Annotated in this window: 22 protein-coding genes and 1 pseudogene; 12 read left to right on the forward strand and 11 right to left on the reverse strand. The window is 50.7% G+C overall.

Annotation, left to right across the window (positions count from 1 at the left end; genetic code table 11):
* The first annotated feature begins 66 nt into the window (after positions 1-66).
* From MKZ24_RS09675 to MKZ24_RS09710, 8 genes are all read left to right on the forward strand, one after another.
* Entirely contained in the window at positions 67-1,884 is a 1,818-nt protein-coding gene (locus MKZ24_RS09675; protein ID WP_042239624.1) for a sensor histidine kinase, read from the forward strand.
* Positions 1,885-1,887: 3 nt separating this feature from the next.
* On the forward strand, positions 1,888-3,432 hold the full coding sequence (locus MKZ24_RS09680) for a response regulator (RefSeq protein WP_340782442.1): 1,545 nt from the start codon (positions 1,888-1,890) through the stop codon (positions 3,430-3,432).
* Positions 3,433-3,546: 114 nt separating this feature from the next.
* On the forward strand, positions 3,547-5,238 hold the full coding sequence (locus tag MKZ24_RS09685) for a sugar ABC transporter substrate-binding protein (RefSeq protein ID WP_042239621.1): 1,692 nt from the start codon (positions 3,547-3,549) through the stop codon (positions 5,236-5,238).
* Positions 5,239-5,327: 89 nt separating this feature from the next.
* Positions 5,328-6,302 (forward strand): ABC transporter permease, encoded by a 975-nt coding sequence (locus MKZ24_RS09690; protein ID WP_042239620.1) that lies wholly within the window; start codon positions 5,328-5,330, stop codon positions 6,300-6,302.
* 2 nt (positions 6,303-6,304) lie between these two features.
* Positions 6,305-7,264 carry a carbohydrate ABC transporter permease gene (locus MKZ24_RS09695; RefSeq protein WP_081956826.1) on the forward strand — a complete coding sequence of 320 codons (960 nt, stop codon included), beginning with the start codon at positions 6,305-6,307 and terminating at the stop codon, positions 7,262-7,264.
* Between the two features lie 376 nt (positions 7,265-7,640).
* On the forward strand, positions 7,641-8,402 hold the full coding sequence (locus tag MKZ24_RS09700) for a methionine ABC transporter ATP-binding protein (RefSeq protein WP_340790112.1): 762 nt from the start codon (positions 7,641-7,643) through the stop codon (positions 8,400-8,402).
* On the forward strand, positions 8,395-9,057 hold the full coding sequence (locus MKZ24_RS09705) for a methionine ABC transporter permease (RefSeq protein ID WP_042239616.1): 663 nt from the start codon (positions 8,395-8,397) through the stop codon (positions 9,055-9,057). The genes MKZ24_RS09700 and MKZ24_RS09705 overlap by 8 nt, the downstream gene beginning before the upstream one ends.
* Before the next feature lie 87 nt (positions 9,058-9,144).
* Positions 9,145-9,969: a MetQ/NlpA family ABC transporter substrate-binding protein gene (locus MKZ24_RS09710; protein WP_340790115.1), complete on the forward strand. Its 825-nt coding sequence runs from the start codon at positions 9,145-9,147 to the stop codon at positions 9,967-9,969.
* 441 nt (positions 9,970-10,410) lie between these two features.
* Here MKZ24_RS09710 and MKZ24_RS09715 read toward each other — a convergent pair whose 3' ends face one another.
* The 8 genes from MKZ24_RS09715 to MKZ24_RS09750 all read right to left on the reverse strand — a co-directional run bounded on the left by MKZ24_RS09715 (position 10,411) and on the right by MKZ24_RS09750 (position 17,297).
* Entirely contained in the window at positions 10,411-10,812 is a 402-nt protein-coding gene (locus MKZ24_RS09715) for a hypothetical protein (RefSeq protein ID WP_340782444.1), read from the reverse strand.
* A gap of 11 nt (positions 10,813-10,823) precedes the next feature.
* The gene (locus MKZ24_RS09720; protein WP_340782446.1) at positions 10,824-11,252 is read right to left on the reverse strand and encodes a hypothetical protein; all 429 of its coding nucleotides are present in this window, start codon (positions 11,250-11,252) and stop codon (positions 10,824-10,826) included.
* Positions 11,253-11,865: 613 nt separating this feature from the next.
* Positions 11,866-12,792, reverse strand: a complete 927-nt coding sequence (locus tag MKZ24_RS09725) for a metallophosphoesterase family protein (protein WP_340782449.1) — start codon at positions 12,790-12,792, stop codon at positions 11,866-11,868.
* A 40-nt stretch (positions 12,793-12,832) separates the two neighbouring features.
* Positions 12,833-13,174 carry a DMT family transporter gene (locus tag MKZ24_RS09730; protein WP_039307319.1) on the reverse strand — a complete coding sequence of 114 codons (342 nt, stop codon included), beginning with the start codon at positions 13,172-13,174 and terminating at the stop codon, positions 12,833-12,835.
* On the reverse strand, positions 13,171-14,070 hold the full coding sequence (locus MKZ24_RS09735; RefSeq protein ID WP_340782452.1) for an HAD family hydrolase: 900 nt from the start codon (positions 14,068-14,070) through the stop codon (positions 13,171-13,173). Before MKZ24_RS09735 ends, MKZ24_RS09730 begins: the two co-directional genes overlap by 4 nt.
* A 61-nt stretch (positions 14,071-14,131) precedes the next feature.
* Positions 14,132-15,496: an ABC transporter substrate-binding protein gene (locus tag MKZ24_RS09740; RefSeq protein ID WP_340790117.1), complete on the reverse strand. Its 1,365-nt coding sequence runs from the start codon at positions 15,494-15,496 to the stop codon at positions 14,132-14,134.
* Positions 15,497-15,530: 34 nt separating this feature from the next.
* Complete coding sequence (locus MKZ24_RS09745) at positions 15,531-16,367, reverse strand: carbohydrate ABC transporter permease (protein ID WP_039307391.1); 837 nt, start codon at positions 16,365-16,367, stop codon at positions 15,531-15,533.
* A 48-nt stretch (positions 16,368-16,415) separates the two neighbouring features.
* Positions 16,416-17,297: a carbohydrate ABC transporter permease gene (locus MKZ24_RS09750; protein WP_042243491.1), complete on the reverse strand. Its 882-nt coding sequence runs from the start codon at positions 17,295-17,297 to the stop codon at positions 16,416-16,418.
* A gap of 223 nt (positions 17,298-17,520) precedes the next feature.
* Here MKZ24_RS09750 and MKZ24_RS09755 point away from each other — a divergent pair, with 223 nt between their 5' ends.
* The 4 genes from MKZ24_RS09755 (at position 17,521) to MKZ24_RS09770 (ending at position 21,198) form a co-directional block, all read left to right on the forward strand.
* Entirely contained in the window at positions 17,521-18,084 is a 564-nt protein-coding gene (locus MKZ24_RS09755; protein WP_042239608.1) for a GbsR/MarR family transcriptional regulator, read from the forward strand.
* Positions 18,085-18,872: 788 nt separating this feature from the next.
* Positions 18,873-19,325 (forward strand): Lrp/AsnC family transcriptional regulator, encoded by a 453-nt coding sequence (locus tag MKZ24_RS09760; RefSeq protein ID WP_042239606.1) that lies wholly within the window; start codon positions 18,873-18,875, stop codon positions 19,323-19,325.
* 4 nt (positions 19,326-19,329) lie between these two features.
* Complete coding sequence (yedA, locus tag MKZ24_RS09765; protein WP_340782456.1) at positions 19,330-20,301, forward strand: drug/metabolite exporter YedA; 972 nt, start codon at positions 19,330-19,332, stop codon at positions 20,299-20,301.
* 27 nt (positions 20,302-20,328) lie between these two features.
* Positions 20,329-21,198, forward strand: coding sequence for a helix-turn-helix domain-containing protein (locus MKZ24_RS09770; protein WP_052416734.1), 870 nt, complete (start codon positions 20,329-20,331; stop codon positions 21,196-21,198).
* A gap of 195 nt (positions 21,199-21,393) precedes the next feature.
* Here the strand turns inward: MKZ24_RS09770 and MKZ24_RS09775 are convergent.
* The 3 genes and pseudogenes from MKZ24_RS09775 to MKZ24_RS09790 form a co-directional block, all read right to left on the reverse strand.
* Positions 21,394-21,954: pseudogene (locus tag MKZ24_RS09775) on the reverse strand (transposase); the annotation flags it as partial.
* A gap of 386 nt (positions 21,955-22,340) precedes the next feature.
* Positions 22,341-24,845, reverse strand: coding sequence for an ABC transporter permease (locus tag MKZ24_RS09785; protein WP_340782459.1), 2,505 nt, complete (start codon positions 24,843-24,845; stop codon positions 22,341-22,343).
* Positions 24,842-25,540: an ABC transporter ATP-binding protein gene (locus MKZ24_RS09790; protein WP_340782461.1), complete on the reverse strand. Its 699-nt coding sequence runs from the start codon at positions 25,538-25,540 to the stop codon at positions 24,842-24,844. Before MKZ24_RS09790 ends, MKZ24_RS09785 begins: the two co-directional genes overlap by 4 nt.
* Positions 25,541-25,629: the final 89 nt, after the last annotated feature.

The raw sequence follows: 25,629 nt of genomic DNA on the forward strand, positions 1-25,629 counted from the left end.
GGTACTTTGCGGGGACCCCGAGATCTTATAAATTTTATAATGATAAGAAAGCCGGGTGCATAAGGCATGTGGAGAAAAAGATTCAAATTCACGACGATTGTTAACGATATCCCGCTCAATTACAAGTTCTACCTGATTTATATTGTCGGTGTACTCCTGCCTATCATGGTGCTTAATCTTGTATTTCTGGACCGCATTACGGATCTTATCAAATCCAGAGAACAGCAGAACCTGGAGATTTCTCTGGAACGGGCGCGTAAGGATATTCTTGATTTCATCGAAGGGGGGGTCTCCGTCGGTTATGCATTGTCTACGGATAAGAATCTGTACGAGATGCTGGAACGCACCTACACGGACTCCATAGAATTCTATAGTATGTTCGACGAACAGCTGAGGGACCGGATGAACAGCTACATGCCTGTTAACAACCAGCTGGAGCGGATTAGCATTTACACGGACAACCGCACCATTGTATCCGGCGGGAATTATCAGGTCATGAATGACAAGGTGTGGGCCAGCGATTGGTATAGACAGGCGAAGAATGCGAGTACCCAGGTGTTTGTTACCGCCTACCGGACGAGTGAGAATAAGAATCTGGCATCGTCAATCCCTACGCTAAGTGTAGTTCAAACGATGGATAATTACAGAAACTTGAATAAGTATGAGAAAGTGCTGCGCATTGATCTGGATCTTAATGAGATCTACGACATTATTGTCCGGGAGAAGGATTACTTAAGTCTCTACCTCATCAATGAGCAGAACAAGATTGTCATGTCAGCGGACAGCGGCTATCAGCGGCTCACCAAAGAGCCCTATCCTGTATTCAATCAGCTGGGTAGCGGTCAAGAGGAGGATGTTCAGATAGTACCTGTAGGCACGGCTAACTATCTCAAAGGGTGGAGAATTGCCGGGATCACCCAGGGTGAGCGGATTTCTAAAGCGATTCTGGATATACGTCTGTACGCGGCTGTGCTGGCAACAACGCTTACGCTGCTGACCAGCGGGTTCATCTATATTATGCTGCGCTCTTACAATTACCGGGTGAAACGCCTGTCCCGCCATATGCAAAAGGTGTCTAACGAGAAGTTTGAGCTGATCACCATCGATGAGGGGCGGGATGAGATTGGCGGCTTAATTCACAATTTCAACCGGATGACCTCCAGAATCCACTCGCTGATCAACGATGTGTATAAGCTGGAGATTCAGAGCAAGAATCTGGAGATGGAGCGCGTCAGGGCGGAGCTGAACTTCCTGCAGAGCCAGATGAACCCCCATTTTCTGTTCAATACGCTGAATGCGATTCTGGTGGTCTGCACCAAGAATAAATATTCCGATGTTACGGATATTGTGAAAAGCCTGTCGAAGCTGCTGCGCAGGCTGCTCAGCTGGAAGGAAGACCTGGTGTCGGTGCAGGAGGAGATCACATTCATCGAGATGTATCTCAAAATTGAGAAATTCAGGTTCAGGGATAAATTCGACTATGTGTTTGAGATTGATGAGCAGTCACTGAAATATAAAATTCCGAAGCTGAGCATGCAGCCGCTGGTCGAGAACTCCTGTAAGCATGGATTGCAGACGATTGAAGGGCTTGGCATTATCCGGGTGAGCACGGCAGTGCTGGATAACCGGCTGCAGATTAGCGTATCGGATAACGGCAAAGGCATAGAGCCGGATAAGCTTAAAGAGCTGCTGTATGCCATCCGCAAGGAGGACTCCTCCGGGACCAATATCGGAATCCGCAACGTCTACCGCAGGCTTGAACTATATTATGCCGATCAGGTGCGCTTCGAGATATCCAGCACACCGGGTCTGGGGACCTTGGTCACCTTCGGCATTCCGCTCAGGCTGCTGGAGTTGAATCATCCCTTGGAAGGCGAGGTGTAACCTGTGAAATACAAAGTATTATTAGTTGATGATGAGCCGAGCGCCCTCGAAGGCATGCAGCTGTGGATCGATTGGGAGGAACTCGGCTTCGAGCTGTGCGGAACCTGCGGCAACGGCCGCGAGGGGCTGCGGCTGATGAAGCTGCTGGAGCCGGACCTGGTGATTACAGATGTGAACATGCCGCTCATGAATGGTTTGGAGATGATAGAGGCCTGGCAAGAGCAGGATGCCGGCAGACCCAAGTTCGTGATTCTGAGCGGCTACAGTGAATTTGAATATGCCCGTACGGCCATCAGCTACGGAATCAGCCATTATCTGCTGAAGCCGGTCTTTCCGGAGGAGGCCGCTGAGGAATTGCGGGAAATTCATCAGGAGCTGGAACAGGAAGCGAACCGCAGAATGATTCATGAGATTGCCTCTGAAGAAGAGGCGGTGGCCTTGATTAGAGGACTGCTGTACGGGAAAAAAGCAGACCCGGCGCTTCAGGAGCTGCTGGATCGTCTGCCTGGCTTTCAGGGGGTCGGGCTCTGGAATCTTTGTCTGATTCAGACTGTCCCGGAGCTGTATACAGAGCTGCGGGGAAGGGCGGCTACCCAGTTGGCTGCCTATCCGGCCATGGTGATGATGGATCTGGAAGCGGGCATTCTCGGGATTGTATACGGTATGCCGGCAGATAGCCCTGAAGGCGGAGCAATAGAAGAGGGGCTGAATTTCCTCCGGCAGGAATACGGCAGCAGACAGATCTATATGGCCATTGGAGCCCCTGAGGACTCCCTGCCGGGGATCGCGGAGAGTTACCGCAGTGCCAAAGAGGCTTTGCAGCATTTTTTCTATAATCCTGAGTATGCCGGGATTCTGGCTTACCGCGGGATACAGGGCCATCCCTTCAGCTATCATTATGATCATATCCGGCTAATGGATGCCCTGCTTGATTCTGTTAATCTGCTCGATGCGGACGGTTACCGCAGAGCGCTGGAGGAAGCGGACTGCAGCTTCCGTGCACAGCAGGTGGCGCCGGAGGTGGTTCGGAAAATTGTGATTCATCTCATGTACCGGATCACCGAGCTCGCGCCCGGGGCGGAGGACGGAGGCGGGGAGCAGGTGACGGCTGGGTCTGGAATCGCGGAGATCCAGCAGGCCATGATCCCGCTGGATGAATTGCTCAGCCGCTTATTAATGTGCGGTGAAATGGCAATTGATCTCCTGATGCGTGAGCAGAATCAAAAGTCGCATGGCATTGTGCAGGAGATTAATGAGTATATCGGTGCGCATTTTCAGGAGAGTCTGAGCATTCAGAAGCTGGCAGAGGTCTTCTTCCTGCATCCCGTCTATCTGGGGCAATTGCTGATTAAGAAGAACGGCATGACCTTCAATGAGCAGCTGCATCATCTGCGGATTCAGGAGGCGGCGGTTCTGCTGCGCGGCAGCAAGCTGAAGCTCTCGGAGATAGCTGAACGTGTGGGTTATGTCAATTACGGTCAGTTTTTGAAACGGTTTGAAAAGGAGATGCACATGGGCCCGAATGAATACCGCCATGCAAAGTTCTAAACTTTTATGGGGGTATACCTTTAATTCGGTCGTATTTTAGCCGGCGGATCACCTCTATAATTCATACATGTAAGTGCTTACAAATTAAAGACCAACACATTATGGAGGTGCTTTATGGGGGGCAAGTCGAAAGCGATGTACAAGTTTTCCCTGATTGTTCTGTTATCCCTAAGCTTTACGCTATCCGGCTGCGGGGGCAACAACAACAATACTGCGGGCAAAGCTGAAGAGACAACTGCGGCAGGAACGGCTTCAGCTAACACAGGAGGAAAGATAGAACCATTTAAGGTAAGCGTATTTATCGGCGCAGCTGGACAACAGCCGACACCGGACAATAAGATTTACAAGAAGATCAAGGAAGAAACCGGAGCCAGCTTCGATATGGAATTCCTGGCAGGTGACATTAACCAGAAGCTGGGCGTCATGATTGCCGGCCAGGATTACCCGGACCTCATGACCGGGAATACCAAGCTTACAGCAGCAGGGGCATATATTCCGCTGGAAGACCTGATTGAGGAGCATGCGCCAAATTTGAAAGCGCATTATGCCGAATACTGGAACATGATGAAGGACCCGAACGACGGCCATATTTATATCCTGCCTAACTACGGTGTATACAATGGTAAGGTCAACAGCTCCTGGTATTCGGGACCTGCCTTCTGGATTCAAAAAGCTGTCCTCAAGGAATTCAATTATCCGCAGGTGAAGACACTGGATCAATACTTTGACCTGATTGAGCAGTATAAGGCGAAATATCCTAAAATCGACGGAAGCCCGACGATCGGGTTCGAAATTCTGAACTATGACTGGAAAAACTGGGGTCTGTTCAATGCGCCGCAGCATCTGATCGGCCATCCAAATGATGGCGGTGTGGTTGTCAATGACGGCGTAGCTGAAGTGTTTGCAAATAAAGATTATGCGAAGCAATACTACCAGAAGCTGAATGAAATCAACCAGAAGGGTCTGATCGATAAAGAGACCTTTGTACAGAACTATGACCAGTATATGGCGAAAATATCCAGTGGTACCGTACTGGGGATGTTCGACCAGCACTGGAACTTCAACGCTGCTGAGGATTCTCTGACGACCCAAGGTAAAATTGAACGCACCTATGTTGGTCTTCCGCTCGTATACGAAGAGGCGACCAAAGACTACTACCGCGATCTTGCCGTTCTTAACCTTAACAACGGCTTCGGTATCAGTATCAATGCCAAAAATGCCGTGCAGATCATCAAGCTGCTCGACACTCTGATCCAGGAAGACTGGCAGAAAATGTTCTCCTGGGGTGTGGAAGGCGAAGATTATATCGTGGAGAACGGCAGATTTATGAGAACCCAGGAACAGCGTGACAATGCAGCCGATGCCACCTGGCAGCTGGCCAACAAAGCCAAAGCGATGTTTGATTACCTGCCCAAAACAGAAGGAAGCTTCAGTGACGGCAACTCAACGGATGCTGCTGCACAGCCGGAAGAATACAAAGCAGGTCTGAAGCCTTTCGACAAGGAAGTGCTTGATGCCTATGGCTTTGACTCTTACGTGGACTTCTTCAGTGAGCCTCCTGCCAATCCGGTCTATTATCCTGCCTGGTCCATCGACTTAATTGAAGGATCGGATGCCAAAATAGCCAGTACCAAGCTGAATGAACTGCAGACCAAGTTCCTGCCTAAAGCCATCCTTGCCGACCCGGCAGATTTCGATTCCGTATGGACCGATTACACCGGACAGATCGAAAAGGCTAATGTGAAGGCATATGAAGACAAGATCAATGAGCAGATTAAGTGGAGAATTGAGAACTGGAGTAAATAACGGAACGCTGTTTCCGGGATCAGAAGGTGGAGGGCCGATCAGGGCCTTCCACTTGCTAAATTAATTTCATGGAGTAGGAGACAACGAATATGGATGAGACCCTAGAAATAGATACTGTCGTCCGGCATCCGAAGAACCGAAAGAAGAAAAAACAGCCGATTACCTGGCGCTTGATCAGAAACCAGAATCAGCTTATTTGGATGTCTGTGCCCTTGATGCTCTACATTATTCTTTTTGCCTATGTTCCCGTTTGGGGCTGGACCATGGCCTTTCAGAATTACAAGCCGGCGAAGTCCTTCGGTGAACAGGAATGGGTGGGACTCAAGCAATTCAGGTTTCTGTTTACAGATGATAACTTTATTCGTGTACTGCGCAACACGCTGGCGATGGGGCTTATCAATCTGATCCTCGGTTTTGTTACAGCCATAGTGCTTGCGCTGCTGCTGAATGAAATCAAGAAGGTCTTCTGGAAAAGGACTGTGCAGACAATCTCTTATCTGCCCCACTTCCTGTCATGGATTATCGTTACCGGCATTGTGGCCACCTCGCTCTCCATTAACGATGGGATTGTAAATATCGTTCTGATGAAGCTGCATCTGATTAAAGAGCCGATTCTATGGCTTAGTGAAGGAAAGTATTTCTGGGGAATCGTAGGGGCTTCGCATGTGTGGAAGGAAGTAGGATGGAATACCATTATTTATCTGGCGGCCATTGCCTCCATTGACCCTGCCCTTTATGAAGCTGCCGAAATTGACGGTGCGAACCGTTACAAGAAGATGATGTTTGTAACCCTGCCTGGTATCAAAGCAACGATTGTAATTCTGATGATTATGTCCATAGGACATGTCCTGGAAGCAGGCTTTGAAGTGCAGTATCTGCTCGGCAACGGGCTGGTAGTGGACTGGGCGGAGACGATAGATATCTTCGTGCTTAAATACGGGCTTGCCCAAGGGAATTATTCACTCGCCACTGCGGGCGGGATTTTCAAAACAGTTGTCAGTGTAACCTTGCTGCTTATGGCTAATGGGATTTCCAAGCGGCTTGGGGAAGAGAGGTTGTTATAATGATGGATAACCGACACATTAGCCCTGGGCCAAATGCAGGCTATACGGTGAAAAGGAGTCTAGGTACCGGAAGGCTTGAGCCGATTCTGTTCACTTCCTTCAATACGCTCTTTATGGTCTGTCTGGTGGTTGTGACATTATATCCATTCATCAACACGATAGCTGTTTCGTTTAATGAAGGGAACGATACAATCCGCGGCGGTATTTACTTATGGCCGAGAGAATGGACTTTTCAGAATTACAGGGCAATTTTTGCCACGGGAACTATTTTTGACGCTTTCCTGGTTTCAGTAGCCCGTACAGTGATTTCTACGATACTCAATATTTTTCTGACCACCATGCTTGCATACACCTTAAGCCGCAGGGAATATGTATTCCGTCAGCCGATTACTGTTATCTTTGTGCTTACGATGTATTTCAGCGCCGGTCTGATCCCGAACTATTTCCTGATCAAGGATCTGCACCTGTTAAACAGCTTCTGGGTGTATATTTTCCCTTCGATGATCAGCGCATTCAATATGATCGTCATCCGTACCTATATCGGAACCATTCCGGAGAGCCTCTTGGAATCGGCGAAGATAGACGGCGCCGGGGATTTCAGAATATTCATGCGGGTGGTGTTTCCGCTCTGCAAGCCGGTGCTGGCGACCATCGCCCTGTTCGTGGCTGTCGGCGCGTGGAACTCCTGGTTCGATGCCTTTATCTATACCTCATCCAGACAGAATCTCAGTACGCTGCAATATGAGCTGATGAAGCTGCTGTCCTCAACGATGAATTCCAACGGTAACCCAACCGTACAGAATGGGGTGGGGATGGATCAGAATTCGGCAAGAGCGATGGTGACACCACTCTCTATACGGGCAGCTATCACAGTCGTGGCCTCTGTGCCTATCCTGCTGGTGTATCCGTTTATGCAGAAGTACTTTGTAGTGGGCTTGAATGTCGGCAGTGTGAAGGAATAGGCGGACAGAACGGCGCTGCTCTACCTGATCCGACTACCGGAACTGCTTGAGCTGCAGGCAGAGCGCTATGAAGCCGTGTTTCTGGCTGAGCGGAGGAGATTTTACTTGTAAAATAGCAAAAAAGGATGTGGTCCTATTAGGGCCGCATCCTTTTTTGCTATATATAAGAATAATCCCAAACGGACCAGGGGCATCCTTATAATGGGTTTCTCTTCCGGAGCGCTTAACAATCATTTTGAGAAAAATGATGACACAGCGGAAGAAATGCCTTATTATTTAAAGAGATTTTTAACAAAACAGATTTTAAATAATTATAGTACAATACAGCCGAAGGTGGAGAGCTGTAGTTCAGGCAGTCTATTGAGGAGGGCTTCATATTTTATCACTGAGTCAGGTTAGCAAAAGCTTCGCTCTGAAGGCCGGCCCTTATACTGCTGTGGACAATGTATCGCTTGAAGTGAAGACGGGTGCTATACACGGCATTATCGGGGCAAGCGGTGCCGGCAAATCTACACTTCTGCGGCTGATTAATCTGCTGGAGCGGCCCGATAGGGGAACGGTTACTGTAGACGGCAAGCTGCTTACAGAGCTGCCGGACAAGGAGCTGCGGCGGCAGCGGCAAAGAATCGGCATGATCTTTCAGCAGTTCAATCTTGTCGGCAATGCCACCGTCAGCCGCAATGTGGCGATTCCGCTGGAGCTTGCCGGAGTGCCGCGTGCCGGACGGATGAAGCGGGCGCTGGAATGTCTGCAGTTTGTCGGGCTTGCAGACAAAGCTAATCAGTATCCGGCACAGCTCAGCGGCGGCCAGCTCCAGCGGGTAGCGATTGCCCGGGCGCTGGCGAACAATCCGAAGCTGCTGCTGTGCGATGAGCCGACCTCCGCGCTTGATCCGGGCACCACGGCGGATATCCTGGGTGTACTCCGCCACATCAATGATTCGCTCGGTGTTACTGTCGTTATAGTTACCCATGAGCTGGATGTCGTCCGGAGCATCTGCTCAGAGGTATCTGTAATGGAGAGCGGGCGGATGGTTGATTTCTTTTCCCGGGAGGAGGTCGGCTTTCTTCCGCCGGGGAGCCATTTGGGCTCCTACCGGGAGAGAATTACGGGAAGAACGGGGGAACCCTATGTTTGAGAGCATGCTGAAGTATCAGGATCAGATGTGGCAGTCGATCGGAGAGACCTTTGTGATGGTCGGAATCTCCGTGGGGTCTGCGCTGCTGCTGGGGCTTCCGCTGGGGACACTGCTGTATTTTTGCCGTAAAGGCCAATTGTATGAGAATAGAAGCTTGTCGCTCATACTGAACAGCATCGTAAATGTGGTGCGTTCGTTTCCGTTCCTGCTGCTGGTAGTGGCTCTGATTCCGTTCACCCGCCTGGTAGTGGGAACGGCGATTGGCACGCTGGCGGCAACGGTGCCGCTGTCTATCGTCGCTATTGCCTATTATTCACGGCTGGTGGAGCAGTCTCTGCTGGAGGTTCCCAGAGGAACGATAGAAGCGGCGTTATCCATGGGGGCATCCAGACTGGGAGTGATCTTTAAGTTTCTGTATGTGGAGGCCCGTTCCGGACTGGTGCTGGGATTGACTGCCTCTACGATCAGCTTCATTTCTTTTTCAACAGTAATGGGTGTGGTCGGCGGCGGCGGGGTTGGCGATTTCGCTATCCGCTACGGGTATCAGCGGTTCGAGACAGAAGTGATGATCTACGCCATACTCGTCATGATTGTGCTGGTGCAATTGATTCAGTTCACAGGAAGTACACTGGCAAGACTGCTAGATAAACGCTGAGTAACTATATAACAATGGGGGCTGGAGATAATAATGAAGAAGTCGATAATTGCAGGGAACGGGACGGTTAAGAGAGCCGCAACAAGAATGAAAGCTGCCTTCGGATTAACACTGCTCGTATTGGTACTTGCCCTTGCGGGCTGCGGAAACAACAAGGAAGCAGAAGAGACACCGGCTGCCACCAGCACTGAATCTGTGAAGATCAAGGTAGCCTCGCTGATTCCGCCAATGACGGATATCCTTGATATCGTGAAGCCGATCCTGAAGGAAGAAGGCGTGGACATGGAGGTTGTGGTGCTGTCCGATAATGTGCAGCCGAACGAAGCGCTGGCGAACAAAGAGGTGGACGCGAACTTCTTCCAGCATGTGCCATACATGGAGCAGTTCAATGCCAGCAAAGATGCGAAGCTCGTTGCGGTTCAGCCAGTATATGATGCCATCTATGGCGGTTACTCCAAACGCTATAAGAGCATTGATGAACTGCCTGATGGAGCAACCCTCGTAATGGCGAATGATCCTTCGAATATCGGACGCTCCCTGCAAATGTTCGCGGATGCCGGACTGATTACGCTGAAGGAAGGTGTAGGCATTCAGGCGACCCAGGCGGACATTACCGCCAATACCAAGAACTATAAGTTCGAGGAGGTCGATCTGCTGATGCTGGCCCGGATGCTGGATGATGCGGACCTGGTGGCGATGACTCCGGCGTATGCCAGCCCGCTCGGCCTGACCCCCAAGAAGGATGCGCTGATCACCGAAGGTGAGGATTCCGCATTTACGATCACGCTTGTTGCCCGTGAGGACAACAAGGATTCCGAGGCGATCCAGAAGCTGGCCAAAGCGATCAGCGGCCCGGAAGTGAAGAAGTTCCTTGAGGATAATTATGCGGATATTGCGCTGCCTGCTTTTTGATTGTAGTCAATTATTGAAAACAAAAAGACGACCTTCTCCAGGGAAAGAAGGTCGTCTTTTTATGCGAATTCAACTTTATGTTAGGAATATTATCCTACCTTATTGATAGCATCTTTTGAGTATATTCCATTTACTACAAGGGTGAGTGAATATAGAGTATCCAGACATCCGTACGGGATTCTAAGGAAGTTTCTGCTGAGATGCTGAATAAAATATTAATAGAATTATTAGAGTAAGACAATTAGCTTAAACGTTGAGTGGCTAAAAAGGGAAGAACCATATGATTATATTAAATGAGACTGTAACAGATATTTAAATACAACTAAACTATTTGGGTATCGCAGCTACCATGACAAAAAAAGCACTTCGTCTATTGCAAAGAAATGCTACTACTTATTATGAACAAATATAAGTACCATTAATAATAACAGGTGTTTTTCATCAAAATGGTAAATCATCATCGTCATCAGAACCAAAGTCTTTAACGAATTCTTCCATGAAAATGTTAATGTTATTCGCTGAACGTTGAAGACTTTTGTAGAATTGGAACATTTCCGTTCCATAAGCATTTAATTCTTTCTGAGTAAATTCATATTTGAATTTAAAATTGGAATCACAAATACTTATGTAATAACTAACTTCTTCTTCACCATTATCATTTTCAGTCTTGTATTGGTAAACAACAATTAGTGTATCCTTTCTATATTCTGTGAAGTAAGCATCAACAATACCCGACGAAATATTTGTAAATAATCGGTAGGAAGATTTTGGTGCTACATGCCACTTCAGGTTATTTGTATTTGTGCCATTAACAAGGGCTTTAAAGAACTTTTTCGGAGACATTCGCTCACCTCTTATTTGTTATACTGTGTTCTATGATCTAATTCTAGGAAACCTATTATTTTATGTAATGTATTGATCAACTCATCTTTTTGTACATCTGTTAAAGGAGGTGAAGCAATTAGTGTCTGTATTTTACTGACAGCCTGTTTATCCGACGCAGACATAAATTGCTCGTAATTTTCAAGTTTTCTAAGTGATTTGTTAATTTGAGATAAGGTTTTAGAGTCTACTCTATAAATTCCATTCTTCCCATCATAGTTTATCAATGACTCAAACTCTTCTTTTAGTACACTTTTGTCAATAGAGAAGTTGTAAAACTCATTGAACTCCTGTACTTTTTGTTTAATACTTTTAGAGAATCCTAAAACAATTAATGAAACTCCAAATGATAGTATCCCTAAATAATCAGCAACAATACCAACAATTATGCGATATGTCATAAATCTCTTTACTCCTTATAGAGTTCAATTAATAGTATTATCTTCCATCCGATATAGTGTGTCAATTGTTTTAGAGCATTCACTATCTATTTGTTCAGTATTGTTTATGAAATGATAGTTATATCGAATGTTTTGAAGTTTTTAAAGCATTAAAATTGCCTTCGAATCAATAGGCCATTTCTGGTTTGGGAAAATAGATGGAAAAATTATTTAATATCAAATTTTTTAGCAGCACATAGAGTATCTTGCAAATTAGAAGAGTCAGTTTATACAGTTAATAATTCTGCATTAAAGTTTTCTTCGAATTGGGCGGGAAACTATACGAGGATAGAAGAGATGTCAGCTGTCAATAAACTTTCACTTTTTAGTCGCCGATTCCTGCTAGCTACGGAGAACTATTAGAACAACAAGTAAAAACCATAATCAATGAAATGGATATTAATACCATTTATATAACTATAAATTGAAATTATGAGATATTTTTACCTATCCTGTGCCTCGAATGTACTGATTTGCGAAGCTGAACTAAGGCATAACAAATCAGCGATTCTACTACTTGCAGAGAATCGCTGATTTGTTATGCTTGTTATGTTGTGATTTGGTTAGGCTTGAACTACTGTTTGGTCATATTTCTCTCAGTAACAACCTCATACTGCGCCGCTTCCACCCAGGTTCCCGTAGTGAAGTCGCGTCCCCGTACAAGCACCTTGTCAGCGTAGACCTCCACATAGAAGCCCTGGCTGCCCGTCTTGTGCTCATCCGCATTCGTCCAGAGGTAGGCGACAGAAGCGGCGTTGAACATGGTAGCTATCTCCCCGTTGCCGGGGTACATCGTATTGCCGGCCTCCAGCTCCCAGTGGGTATGTCCGGTGAAGAGCAGCGTCTGTGGATACTTCGCCAGAATGGAGCGCAGCTCTTTGTCTTGAGTAACGCCATACCACTCCTGTGACTCCAGTGAACCGGCCACCGTATCCTTCAGCGGCTGATGCAGGAAGAGAAAGACCGGCTGATCCGGCGGCGCGGCTGCACCGAGCTCCAGCTCCATCTGCCCGTCAGGCTGCTGATTGTCCGGTGCCCGTTCTCCGAGTTTACGGTCCAGCCACTTAAGCTGTTCGTCCGACAGATTACAGAACGTGGGCAGACCCTCCTCCGTTCCAAGGAAGATGAAATGATACCCGCCGGTCCAATGGTCATGATAGGGACCAGGCATACCCATACGGGAGGTGTACATCGCCAGGCGGGATTCCCAGTGGCCGAGGCCCACATCATGATTGCCCAAGGTGTAGCGGATCTCCGACAGCGATGCCTGATGCAGCTGAAGAATACGGTGGACCTCTGCATATTCCTCCACGAAACCATGATCCGTGATATCCCCGATATGCATAATTCCGCTGCTGCCCTGCGCATGTACGGCCAAATCCTGCAGTGCCCGTTGGAAATTCAGATTGTATTCATGTGCCGGATCGGCCGTGACGTGGGTGTCGGTAATAATCTGGAAGGTTAACAGCGGCGGTTGTCCGCCATGTCCGCTTGTGTTCATTCGCAGGGTGAGCCTCCTTTGATGATGTGTGAATATCTTCCTAATGCCCTTTGGCACTGATGTTTAGGCCCACAATGCCGGCTACGATTACGGTCACCCACAAGAGTGAGGAGAAGGTCAGCCGTTCTTCAAAAAAAAGCGCGCCCGCCACGGAGATCAGGATGATGCCTGCCCCCGACCATACCGCATAAGCCACTCCAACTTTGATGGAGGTAAGGGCAACATTGAGCGAGGTGAAGCTGATCCCGTAGAACAGGAACATCAGCACGGAGGGCCAGGGCCGGGTGAAGCCGTGGGATAGTTTCATGGAGAGGGTTCCGGAGAGCTCGAACACAATTGCCATTGCGAGAAACACCCAGGCTAAGGCCCCCTCGGCCCTCATCGTGCGATCCTTCCTATACCAAGCTCCGCATAAGACTGCACTAAACAATCCGCATCCGGCAAAAGATTGCGTACAGGCCGTGTATCTGCCGCACGGCTACTGCCAGCAGCCCGTTCTATTGCCGCTGCATTCGCGCCAGCCGGGCTGGTGGCTGCACCTACTCTGGCCGTAGCTGCAGCAGCTGCCGTCCCGGCTGCCGCATTGCCGGCAATCCCGATGGCCACAGCTGCCCCGGCAGCCTTGGCCATCCGCATATCGCCGTTCGTGTCGCCGATCACGGCAGCTTCGGCCGGCTGTATCCCCAGCCGTTCGCAGGCCAGCAGCGCCATGTCGGGGAAGGGCTTGCCGCGCTCCACCTGGTCTGTGCCGATCACGGCGCTGAAATACCCGCGGATGCCGAGCCAGCGGAGATGATTCTCCGCCGCTGCGGTTTCATCGGCAGTGACTACGGCCAGCGGAATTCCTTCGGCTGCGCACTCGTCAAGGAAATGCAGCAGGCCGGGGAGCGGGAGCACTGGCTTGCTCTGCTCCATTAATGCATCCGCCTCCTGGCGGCAGCGGTCAGTCAGTTCCATCGACTCTGCCCAGGATAAGCCAAGCAGATAACCCTGCCAGGACAGAATGGCATAGAGATCGCTCATGGTGCCCATGGCCAAGGGGCCGTTACGGTCATAATCAATAATTCTGCCGTTAACATCGTGAACAGTCCCGAGCAGCGAGGCCAGGTGCTGCGCCGGAAATTCAAGGCCGCGCTGCTGGAGCTGCCGGGAGAACCGGGCGAGGAAACACTCGCCCCAGCTGCCCCAGAGGGAGACGAACTCCAGGAGGGTGCCATCCTTGTCGAACAGGATGGCGGATATGGAATGCTCCCCGTGCGGGGTGATGAGCGTAGGCATGCTGCTGTCCTCCTGTATCTGATAGTTCATTGCCTGAAGTGTTTAGAGCCTGAATTGCCGGTTATTTCAGTTTATCCAGCGCCGCCTGGGCGGTTTGCTGCGCTTCTTTAAGAGCTTCAGCCGCCGAAATATTCTCAATCTGCACCTTGTCCGCAGCGATCGTCAGGGCATCGTTGATTTTGCCGCCGGTAGGGTCCTGGAAAGGAGCGGAGGCGTGGGATGCCTGCTGTAACGGGATTTTGATCTGCGGATTAGTCTCACTGAAGGTGACGAATGCCGGATCTTCGAGTGCGGACTGGCGTACGGAAATATATCCGGTATTAATTGACCAGAAGGCGGTATTCTCGGAGTTTGTGAAGTAGGCCAGCCACTTCATAGCGGCCTGCTGCTCGGCATCTCCGGCCTTGGCAGGAATACCAGCCATGATCGCCTGGGCTACAGGTTTGCCTTCGCCGACTCCGGCCCAGCCCGGCTGCTCCATCGCGGAGACGATGCTGAAGTCGAGATCGCCCTGGTCGCCGCTGGAGCCGGTGTATCCGGCCGCCTGGCCTTTCATTACATCGTCAATCGTCTTGTACCAGTACTCCCAGCCTTGTCCACCGGAGTGAATACGCATAGTCTTGTCTTCATGAATCGACTGGCGGAAGAAGTCCCAGGTCTCGATCCATTCAGGAGAGTCGATCGTCACTGTCTTGCCATCCTCACTGAGAATATTGCCGCCCTTACTGAGGACAGCGTCAATCATATTGCCGGAGCCCCACATTGGCTCCCAGCCGTAGAAGCTGGTTTTGCCGCCTTCTGTGACTGTCATTTTCTTGGCAGCTGCAGCGAGGTCTTCCCAGGTCTTAATCTGGCTGGCATCAATGCCGGCTTTCTCAAAAGCATCCTTACGGTAGTACATCACCTGTGTCGTTCCATACATCGGAAGGAAGTACTGCTTGCCGTCAACCTGGCCCTGGCTCAGGAAGGTCTGGACGAAATCCGCCTGATTGAAATCCGGCTGCCCGGCAATCAGCTCATCCATCGCTGCGAAGTAGCCTTTGCGGGCCCAGTCTATATTGGAGGAGAGCACGGCTGCCGGAACCTGCCCGGTAGCGATCGCTGCCTGAAGCTTCTGTTCGGTTTCTGTATAATCTGCCTGCACAATGCCCTTGACGATGACCTCCTGCTGGGAGGCATTGAATTTCTGAATGAGCGATTCCATATTTTCACCTAGCTTGCCGCCGAGTCCATACCAGAATTCAATGGTTACCGGTTCGTTTGAGACCGGAGCAGCGCTTGAGGCTGGAGCAGCATTGGCAGCAGGTACTGTAGCTGCACCGTTAGCCGCCGTAGCATTTCCCGAAGCAGAATTACCGCCACAGGCGGTGAGTATGGAAAGTCCGGCGATCATGGATACTGCAGACAACCTTTTGAATACGTTCATCATCATTCTCCTCTTTGTTTGGAAGTGTTAGATTTCAGCCTTTACTGGAGCCTGCGGTCATGTTGACACTTTGCATAATCGTTTTCTGCGCCAGCAGGAAGACAAGCAGCAGCGGGGCAATTGTGAAGGCGCTGGCGGCCATGATGAGCGGCCATTTCAGTCCGTACGCACCTCCTTCCACGAAGAAGCTGCGCAGACCGGCTGATACCAGCTGCAGGCTCGGGTCCTTCGTAATCAGCATCGGCCAGAAATAATTGTTGTACTGATCAATGAAGGTAATCAGCGCCAGTACGGCGAAGGATGACCGAGTGACCGGGACCAGCACCGTCCAGAGAATCCGCATATGCGAAGCGCCATCCACTTCACCTGCCTCCACCAGCTCATGCGACACCTGCAGGAAGGCTTGTCTGATCAGGAAGATGGAGAAGATACTTACACAATTAGAGAGAATCAGGCCGGCATAGGAGTTCAGCAGATGCAGCTCGGACAATACCAGATATCCGGGCAGATAGACGGCTGTAGCCGGAACCATGTAACCGAACAGAATAACTCCGGCAAAAACACCCTTCAGGCGGAACTTCATATGCGTCAGCGCATACGCCATCATCCCGGAATTGATCGTCTGCAGGATGACGATGGAGACAGCCACGAAGATGCTGTTGCCCATATATCTGGCGAAGGGGGCCTCATTCCAGGCTGCAGCGAAATTCCCCCAGAGTGGTACCTCTGGCCAGAGCGTGGGCGGGGAACGCCAGATTTCATCATTGGTTTTGAGTGCGCTGGTAACCATCCAGTAGAACGGAAAGGCCATCAGCAGAGCAAGCGCGGCGAAAAAAATCTGGCGGGCCGGTCCGCTGAGCCGTGTGAGCATACGCAAGCGGTGAGACCTCCTTGTACGAAAGATAAGAAAAGATAACTACTATTGATAATGGGTGGTCCGCTTGCTGATGCTGAAGGAGAACACCGACAGCAGCATGCAGAGGAAGACCAGAACGACAGCTACAGTGGAAGCCTCTCCGATCTGGAACGATTCGAAGGCGGACTGATAATACAGATACAGTAAGGTGCGGGTAGAGCCGGACGGGCCTCCCTGCGTCAGCACATTAATCTGATCGTAGGCCTGAAGCGCCGAGATGAGCTGTACCACGAACAGAAACAGTGTGGTCGGCGAGATCAGCGGCAGCGTGATGCGGAGGAACTTCTGCACCGGACTTGCCCCGTCAAGCTCCCCGGCTTCCAGCAGATCGGAAGGCACATTCCGCAGCGCCACCAGATAGAAGATCATCGCCCAGCCTACTGATTTCCAGATCGTTACGAGCAGCACGCCAATCAGCGCCCACTTGGGATCCTGCAGCCAGCCGATGGGCTCCAGGCCGAGGAACCTCAGCACCGTATTGGCGAGGCCGACATCAGGCTCATAAATCCAGGACCAGACGATAGAGACGGCTACTGTAGGTGTGACCCATGGCGAGAACAGCAGCACCTGATAGAGTGCGGAGCCTTTCAGCTTGCGGTTCATCAGCAGGGCAAGCCCCAGTCCGAGCAGGATGATCGGCAGCACACTGCCCGCGCAGAAGAGCGCAGTTACTCTTAGTGCTTGGTAAAAAGCCGGATTGCTGAGCAGGTCGGTATAATTTTGCAGGCCGACAAAGGTTTTCTCCGGGCTCATGAAATCCCATTCCGTGAAGCTGAGATACAGTACATACAGCAGCGGTGCCAGCCAGAACAGGGCGAACGGGACCATTGCCGGCAGCGTGAATAGCACGGGCTTAAGGCCGCTAATAAGCTTTGAACGTGTCATTTTCGTTCCAATACCCCATTCCATCTACATTGTTTGGTGCGGTATAATGCAGAGGACAGCTCCTCTGTTCAAAAAAAATTGTACACTCATGAGCGAGGCTTGTGGTCAAGCGGGAGTAAACATACTTCGGAATTTGTGTAAAATTTGTAGTAAGTCTGCCGCAAAGCTTCAGTTTTGTGTAATGTAGAGAGAAGATTCTATGCGAAAATGAGGTGCTACCCTGATGAAGCAGGCCGCATTTGGCGAGGACAACCCGCATCGTTCGCCACGGGAGCAGCTGCTCGGCCCGATGATTGATGCGATAGCGCAGACGATGGATTTGTATGGAGCGAATTATTCCTTCGGGCAGCTGTACGGAATTATGTTCTTTGAGGACAAGCCGATGACGCTGGAGGAAATGAAGCAGGTCATGAATATGAGCAAAAGCAATATGAGCTACGGTGTCCGCTCCCTGATCGCTTCGCGGATGGTTACGAAGCTGGAGGAGAAGCGTGAGCGGAAGGAGCTGTATGCGGCGGAGACTGATTTCTTCCAGGCCTTCCGGAACTTCTTCACGCTGAAGCTTCAGCGGGAGATTGATGTGATGCAGGAGGCGATGGGGACGGTGGTGCCTGAACTGCAGGCGCTAATCGATGCGGAGGACACTCCGGAGGAGGAACGGCTGGCCTGCCTCAAGGATCTGGACAAGCTGAAGCATGCGGCTGAATATTATGTCTGGCTGCAGCAGTTCGTGTCGGGGCTTGCGGAAGGAACGGTATTCGGCGGCGGCTTGCCGGGCAGGGAGTAGCTGCTGTGCTCGGTTAAAAAGTTGCCGCTGGCGCCCGGACAGAAGTAGTTCGGGGGATGCGTAAGCCGCCGACGCTGGACAGAAGTAGCTGCTGATCACTGTCACTGCTGATCACTGTCACTGCGGACGGAGCAATGAAGGTCTGCGTCTCCAGTTCATCTGTGACATGGGTACACAACTGTGGGGAGACCGATATCCTGCGGGAACCGGACTGACAATCCCCTATTTAGCGAAAATACCCTGTTATTTAGCCTACGCGGACTCAGATTCCGCTAAATGTCTCAAAGACCCTTGTTTTGGCGTGCCCGGAAGTAAATAGAGGATTCTGAGTCCGTTTGCCCGGACAAAGCAGTCCTTTTCGTAAAATAGGGTCCTGTCAGTCCGGTTAAGTATAGTTTGGGGTTGAAAACTGGGTTCGATTCAGCCCAATTCAATACAACCCAGCCTTTTCAAACTCGTTTGTTTTACTCATGCAGCCAGTTGGTTATTGTACGCTCTCTCCGCCTTCGCCCCAATCTGGAGCTCCGCAGCAAATATCCTCGAGCATCATCCCGCTCAAGCAGCGGCCTAAGCAGGCTTCTCCGGCTGAGGGTCCATGGCTTGAGCTTTTGGCGTGTTCCAACGTACCTACGATTCGTTATTCTCCTGATAGATTTGAGACGTTATTATAACGATTAACGATATTATTGCCTGTTTTTCTTACGAAACGTTTGAATCTACTGATGAACACTAACGATTAGTCATTATTCATATAAATCATGCTATAATTTTGCCCAGGAGGCGGTCTTGTGGATGAACTCGATGTCAGAATTCTAAAGCTGCTGGAAGAGAACGGGAGACTGTCTCATGAAGAGATCGGCAAGCTGCTGCATATCTCCCGGCCGTCTGTGCATCAAAGGGTCGGCAAGCTGGAGAAAAGCGGAGTGATCAAGGGATATAGGGGAATTGTGGACTGGAGCAAGCTGGACCAGAAGATTAAGGTCATGATCTCCGTGAAGGTGGTCAGCCAGGGCTTTAAGGAGGCGGCAGAACAGATTATCCGCATCCAAATCCCCGGTGTGAGCATCATCGAATGCCAGCGGCTGGCGGGAGAGTGGTGCATGCTGCTCAAGGTAAGGGTGACCTCGCCGGAGGAGCTTACGCTCCTGCTTGACGAGATTCTCCGTATTCCTGACGTTAAGGAAACCTCGACCACTTTTATTTTATCTACTATATATGAGGACGGATTGAAGGGGGTGTAGCGGTATGCCGCAGAAGAAGAAAGTGAATCCGGTGTACGTGGTTGGTATTGCACTATTGTGCGTTTATTTGTTTTGGGGAGGCACCTATGTCGGCATGAAGATTGCGATTGAGACGATGCCGCCTTTTCTGATGGCTGGAGTGAGATTTTTTGCAGCCGGTGCAGTGCTCTATAGTATTGCCAGATTAAGCGGAGCGAAGCGTCCGGCCGGGCGCGAGTGGCGGTCTTCGGCGATTGTCGGCGCCTTGCTGCTGCTTGGAGGCAACGGTGTGGTGGCCTGGTCCGAGCAAAGAGTATCTTCATCCATCGCTTCACTGATCGTTGCAGCGGTTCCCGTCTGGATGATGCTGATGGGCTGGTTTGGCCGCGGCGGCAAACGTCCGAATACCGGTGTCATCGCCGGGATTGTACTGGGGCTGCTGGGTATTGCCGTGCTGGTCTTCCAGCCGGGGAAGGGAGATACGGGGACCGCCACCGATCTGATCGGTATTATTACCTTATTAATAGCCTCCATAAGCTGGGCAGTCGGGTCGATGTATTCACGCAGTGCTGCAATGCCGGATTCCCCGCTGATGTCAACGGCAGCACAGATGCTGACGGGAGGGGCGCTGTTGATGATTTTCTCCTATTTCACCGGGGACTGGTCCCGGCTTGATGTCTCCGGCATTTCTATGCGCTCGTATCTGGCACTCGGTTATCTGGTCGTCTTCGGCTCCATCATCGGCTACACGGCCTACATCTGGCTGCTTAAGAATGCCGACGCGTCTCTCGTCTCAACCTATGCCTTCGTCAATCCGGTGGTGGCGGTACTGCTTGGCTGGCTGCTGGTCGGTGAACAGCTTACCTTGAATACACTGATTGCAGCCGTGATCATTATTGCAGCGGTCGTTCTGGTAACTATTTACCGTGGCAGGCCCCAGCGGGCGGCAACTCAAGCAGCGCTTGATATACAAAAACAGCAGCGGTCGGTACACTGAGGTCATCTTAGCCGAAGGGGTGGAAGCATGTTTGACATGTTGAAGGTGGGCAGGAATATCGTTAGATTGAGAGGAGCTGCCGGGCTTACGCAAATGGGGCTCGCAGATAAGCTGGGGATCAGCTATCAGGCAGTCAGCAACTGGGAGAGAGGCGCAAGTATGCCGGATATCTCCAAGCTTCCGGAGCTAGCAGAAATCTTTGGCGTAGGGATCGGAGAGATCCTCGGTGAAGGACAGGGGCACAGCTCCCGGATTATCGAAAGTGTGCTGGATCAGACCACGGGGGATTATTTCCAGCGGGGGGAAGGCACGGCACAAGACCTTTCGGACCTTGCCCCGCTGCTGCAAAATGAACAGATCGGCGAAGCGTTTGAGCATGTGAAGGTGGGTGCGGCAGTAGACGATCTGTTGGCACTGGCGCCATTCTTAAGCGAAGAGACGCTGGATAAATGCGCCGTGGAGGTGTTTGAGCGGGAGGGGATTCAGCCGCTGCTGAAGCTGGCCCCGTTTATGAGCGAGGAAACGCTGGACGAGCTTGCCAAGCAAGCTTATGCCGCAGGAGGAAAACATGCACTTGTGGCGCTTGCCCCGTTTGTAAGTGAGGAGGGGCTGGAGGAATGCGCCAAGCTCGCTTTTACCAAAGAAGGTCCGGGAGCGCTACCCCCGCTGGCTCCGTTCCTCGAAGAAGAGCTACTGGATGAACTGGCAGAGGCAGTCTTTGAGCAGGAAGGCTCGGGAGCGCTGCTCCCCTTGGCTCCGTTCCTCAGTGAAGAGGCGCTGAACGGACTGGCTGAGCGTATCTTCCAAAAAGAAGGTGCGGCAGCACTCCTGCCGCTGGCTCCCTTCCTCGATGAGGATATTCTGGGCGATTGGGTGTCGAGGGCCTTCGCCAAATAACTGCTGAAACGGGGCTATCCCAAAAGAAGATATTGTTCACGTATGAGACGGTTTTTTGACACTTCAAAGCTGCAAAAGAAAAAAAACGAGTCAGTCTCCGGGTTATTGGAGACTGACTCGTTTTCGTTTTTGATCCGTAGTGGCCTGCTTTAGCAGGTTATGGGCAAGCAAAAGCCACCCGATTTCGAGCGTCACTTTTGACAACCCTCGAAGCAGGAAACGCCGGAATCCCCGGTTATTCTTCAGTGGTTTATCTTTCGATTTCTCCTGGAGCTGAGCTTCCAGCTTTTGAATGGCAGTTTCTAACTTCTCGCCGGTCCATTCGGTTCCTTCGCCGAGTTCAGCTAGGTCACTGCCTTGTTGAATTTGCTCTTCCCGCTGTTCGTCAGCCTCAATGGTAGCAAAAAGGGTATGCACCTTCTCTTGCAATTTGGCTTTGTGCTTAACAACGGCTTTCCCCAAAACAAAGGTGTACCGATTGGCATTCGCTTCAATCTTCGTCCCGTCTACAAAATAATGATCTAGGGAGACGTGCTTTTCCTCGGCCAAGAACTGCAACACGGCAGTAAACACGGTTTCGAGAATCTCTTTCATGTGTGGGAACAGAACCGGTTGAGGGTTCGGAAATCTGGATGCTGCCGACCCGCCAGCCACATGAAGGGGATGTTCTCCCGCACAGTACGCTGCGGCAAAGATAGCGTCGTCTAGGCGGTTGACGGCGGTATTGACGACACGAACAAGGTGATGGCTCGGGATATCTTCTTCTTAATCCATTGGTAGGCAAAGTTGGTCCATGGTATATTGAATGTACAAAGAAATCGCTCCTTTGAAATGGTTGCTGGTACTTCCATTTTACCAAAGGGCGATTTCTTTTTGTGATTTCAATGAAGATTTCGAGTATGGTTTTTCCGCTGAAACCAGCGGAGAGGACGGACTGATTGCGGAAAAGCGGTAGCGGTCGCCTTTGTGTCCGGATTTTCACCGCTTAGGGGAATTCAAAAAATCTGGACACAACAGCGATTGGAGCAACGGTCCGTTCGCGGAGCGTCCTCACAAGCACAACCGTTTAACTGACTCCAAAGACAAGGGGCGTCCCAAGCAGCCATTTCATGGCTTATGGGACAGCCCCGTTTAGCATGCCTTTATTCCATTTCACGCAGCCGTTCGACGATCGGGCTGCGTGCGAGCGGTCTGTAGGCACTTATTGTGATGAGATAAGACAAGACAGCCAGTACCGGGATGACCAGAATGAACGGCAGCCACATCATGCGGAATTCCATATAGGCCATGCCCGCGGCAATATTCCTGGCGATCCCGTAAGTCAGCAGCACGCCTATAGTAGAGGTAAGCAGAGCGGTGAGCAGTACAGTATACAAGCCTTCGTAAACAAGCATCCGTTTGAGCTGTTTCTTAGTCATCCCGATGCTCTCGAGCACGGCAAATTCATGCCTGCGGGCGATCACCCCGGTAAGGACAGAATTAATGTAATTCAGCAGACCTATAAGGGCGATTACGAGACTCAGGCCATAGCCGATAATCTCAAAGATACGGATATTATCGCTTAACTCCTGCCTGTAATCCTCTCTGGATTTCAGCTGCAGAGCATCCAGCGGGCGGATAGCCTCCCTGAGCAATTGTCCCGTTTCATCAAGCTTGGCGGGATCTGCATGCAGGGTAAGCGAGAGGATGTCTGCTGGAGTCCCGCTCTCCAAAGTGGCTTGGCGGAGCTTGGCTGCAGGCAGGAAGGCATTGTAGCCGTTGCCGAAATACGTTTGGGTGGTTGCCGCGAAGAAAGCGTCATATTTCAGCACGGCCATCACTTCGTAGCTCTGCTTCAATCCGGGGTAGCTGATCCTATCTCCGGGATGATAGTAGCTTGCATAGGCGCCTGGCTCTGTAAGAGTCTGGGTCACCAGTATGAAGTCCCCGGAATCAAATTGCTCCCGGTTGAATTCCCCTTCGAGCACATCCTGTTCTGCGAGATCGTACCAGCCTGAATCCAGTCCGAAGAGCTGAGTGTGGACCCGGGAAGGGATGCCCTGGGGATTGGATGACGACTTCAGTGAAGCGCTGATGATATCATCCGGAGGAACGGTGAGCAGGCTATAATAGACTTTATCGATACTGTTCACCCCGTCTATATGACTCAGCTGACCGCACAGTTCCTCGGACAGCTCTGTTTCATTGACGGAGCGTTCCCCCTCCGGCTGGATAATGCCCTTGTTGTGAATCATATAATCTCCATGAATATAGGCGCTGAGGTACTTATTGACATCCATGGAGGAGATCACGGTGAATATCGTGTTAAACAGCAGAATGCTTAAGAAGAGGGAAGATAACATCAGGCTCAGCTTCTTTTTACTCCGGAACAGATTGGAGAACGCCATCCGGTGCAGCTTGGCCCCGTGGTTTGAGGACCTTAGAGTCTTCACTCCGCCATTCTGAACGCCTGAGAATTTAACGGCTTCCACGGGAGCGATGTCCGCTGCCAGCCGTCCAGGCTTATGCGCTGCGATCCACACGGTCAGGAAGGAGAAGAGGGCTGCGCCTGCAAAAATCCATGGACTGGACGAAAGCGAACTTCCTTTAAATTCCCCCGATAGTGAAGTGGTCAGAGGTGTAACCCATCTGCCGATTAGATAGCCGAAGCCAAGGCCGAACGGCAGGGCAATGAGGTATAGCAGCCTGGCTTGAATAGCGATGATTCTCCGCAGTTGTCTCGGGGTGGTGCCAATCATTTTCAGCAGGCCATAGAACTTCACATCACGGACCACCGATATATAAAAAATATTATAAATAAGCAGGTAGCCGCTAAGCATAATGATGAAGATAACTGCGGCGTATGGAATGATATTCACTGCATTTTCCGCCAAAGATACACTGGAATAAGCCCAATTGATTCCGATAGGAGCCGTAATTCCCGTGTCTGCCAGGACCTTGTTGAGCTTGCTCTCAATATGAAAGGAATTGCTGAACATGACACTCAGATTTGAGGTGTTAACGTAGGAGCCGCTGTCCCTTGATTGTACGGGATCGATGTCTGAGAGGTTTTTATCGGTAAAAGCTTTCGAGACAAAGGCCAGTCCCGCCATCGCAAGCTCCTTGTCCGCTTCATAATAGCCTGACAGAGTGAACTTCTGGCTGATTATCCGCTCACCAATATCTATCTGCAGCGTGATTTCCTTGCCGAGCACCGGCTGAACCCCCAGCTTGTCCAGAATCCAGGTGTTCAGGGCAACCTCATTCTCTCCAGTAGGCAATCCTCCCTCTGTGAACACGATAAAGCTGTGATCCGCATAGACCTGATCAATCTGCAGCACCTCAACGGGATCATGCTTAAATTCTGTATTCCCCAACCTGCCGGAACTAAGCGAGTAGTCATATAATTTAATTGAAGGATGCTTGCGCAGCGTAGCGGCTTCTTCCGGAGTAAGGTATTTGAAGCCACCGTGGAAGTCACTTCCGGCTGTTTTCATCTGTGCATATTGCATAGATTGGTTGATACTCAGCGCCATAGTGAAAATGGAAGTAATAAGCAGTGTAGTCAGCACAATAGCGCAGATGGCCGCCAAATTTCGCAACCGGTTGGCCCGCAGGCTGGCCATCGCCAGGTTGAATACGGTCTTCCGGTTGTTCGTAGCGATCATAACCGGCTCTCCCCGGGTGCCTGCATTAATCCTGAGGCGATCCTGCCGTCCTCAATGCGGATGATCCGGTCCGCCATCTGGGCGATGGCTTCGTTATGCGTAATCATAACAATAGTCTGGTCGAATTTGACACTGAGCTGTTTCAGCAGGATAAGCACCTCCTGGCTGGTCTTGCTGTCCAGGTTGCCGGTGGGTTCATCAGCAAGGATAATGGAAGGTTTGGTCGCAAGCGCTCTTGCGATGGCCACGCGCTGCTGCTGGCCGCCGGAGAGTGCAGCAGGCAGATAGCGAATCTTCTCCTGCAGTCCCAGACTCGTGATAATCAGGTTCAGATACTCCTGGTCGATCTGGCCTCCGTCAAGCTCAATGGGCAGGACGATATTCGCGAGCACATTCAGGATCGGCACCAGATTATAGCTCTGGAAGACGAATCCGACAGAGCGGCGCCTGAAAATGGTTAACTTCTCATCACTCATCTGAAAAATATCATGCCCGTTGACATACACCTTGCCTTCGGTGGCGCGGTCCAGACCCCCGAGCATATGCAGCAGTGTACTTTTTCCGCTGCCGCTCGTGCCGACGATTGCCACGAACTCCCCTTTCTCGACATTCATAGATACGTTATCCAGAGCCTTGACCGTCTGCGCTCCTTTTCCATAATATTTCTTGAGATTCTCTATTCGCAGAATAGGCATGTTAGATTCCTCCTGTGCGTATGTTCTTATTCACATCTTCAAGGTATCAGACAAATCTAACAGGAGAGTGTCTGAAATCTGACGGAATG

Source organism: Paenibacillus sp. FSL R7-0297 (assembly GCF_038009025.1).
In the GTDB taxonomy this organism is placed as follows: Bacteria; Bacillota; Bacilli; order Paenibacillales; family Paenibacillaceae; genus Paenibacillus_AQ.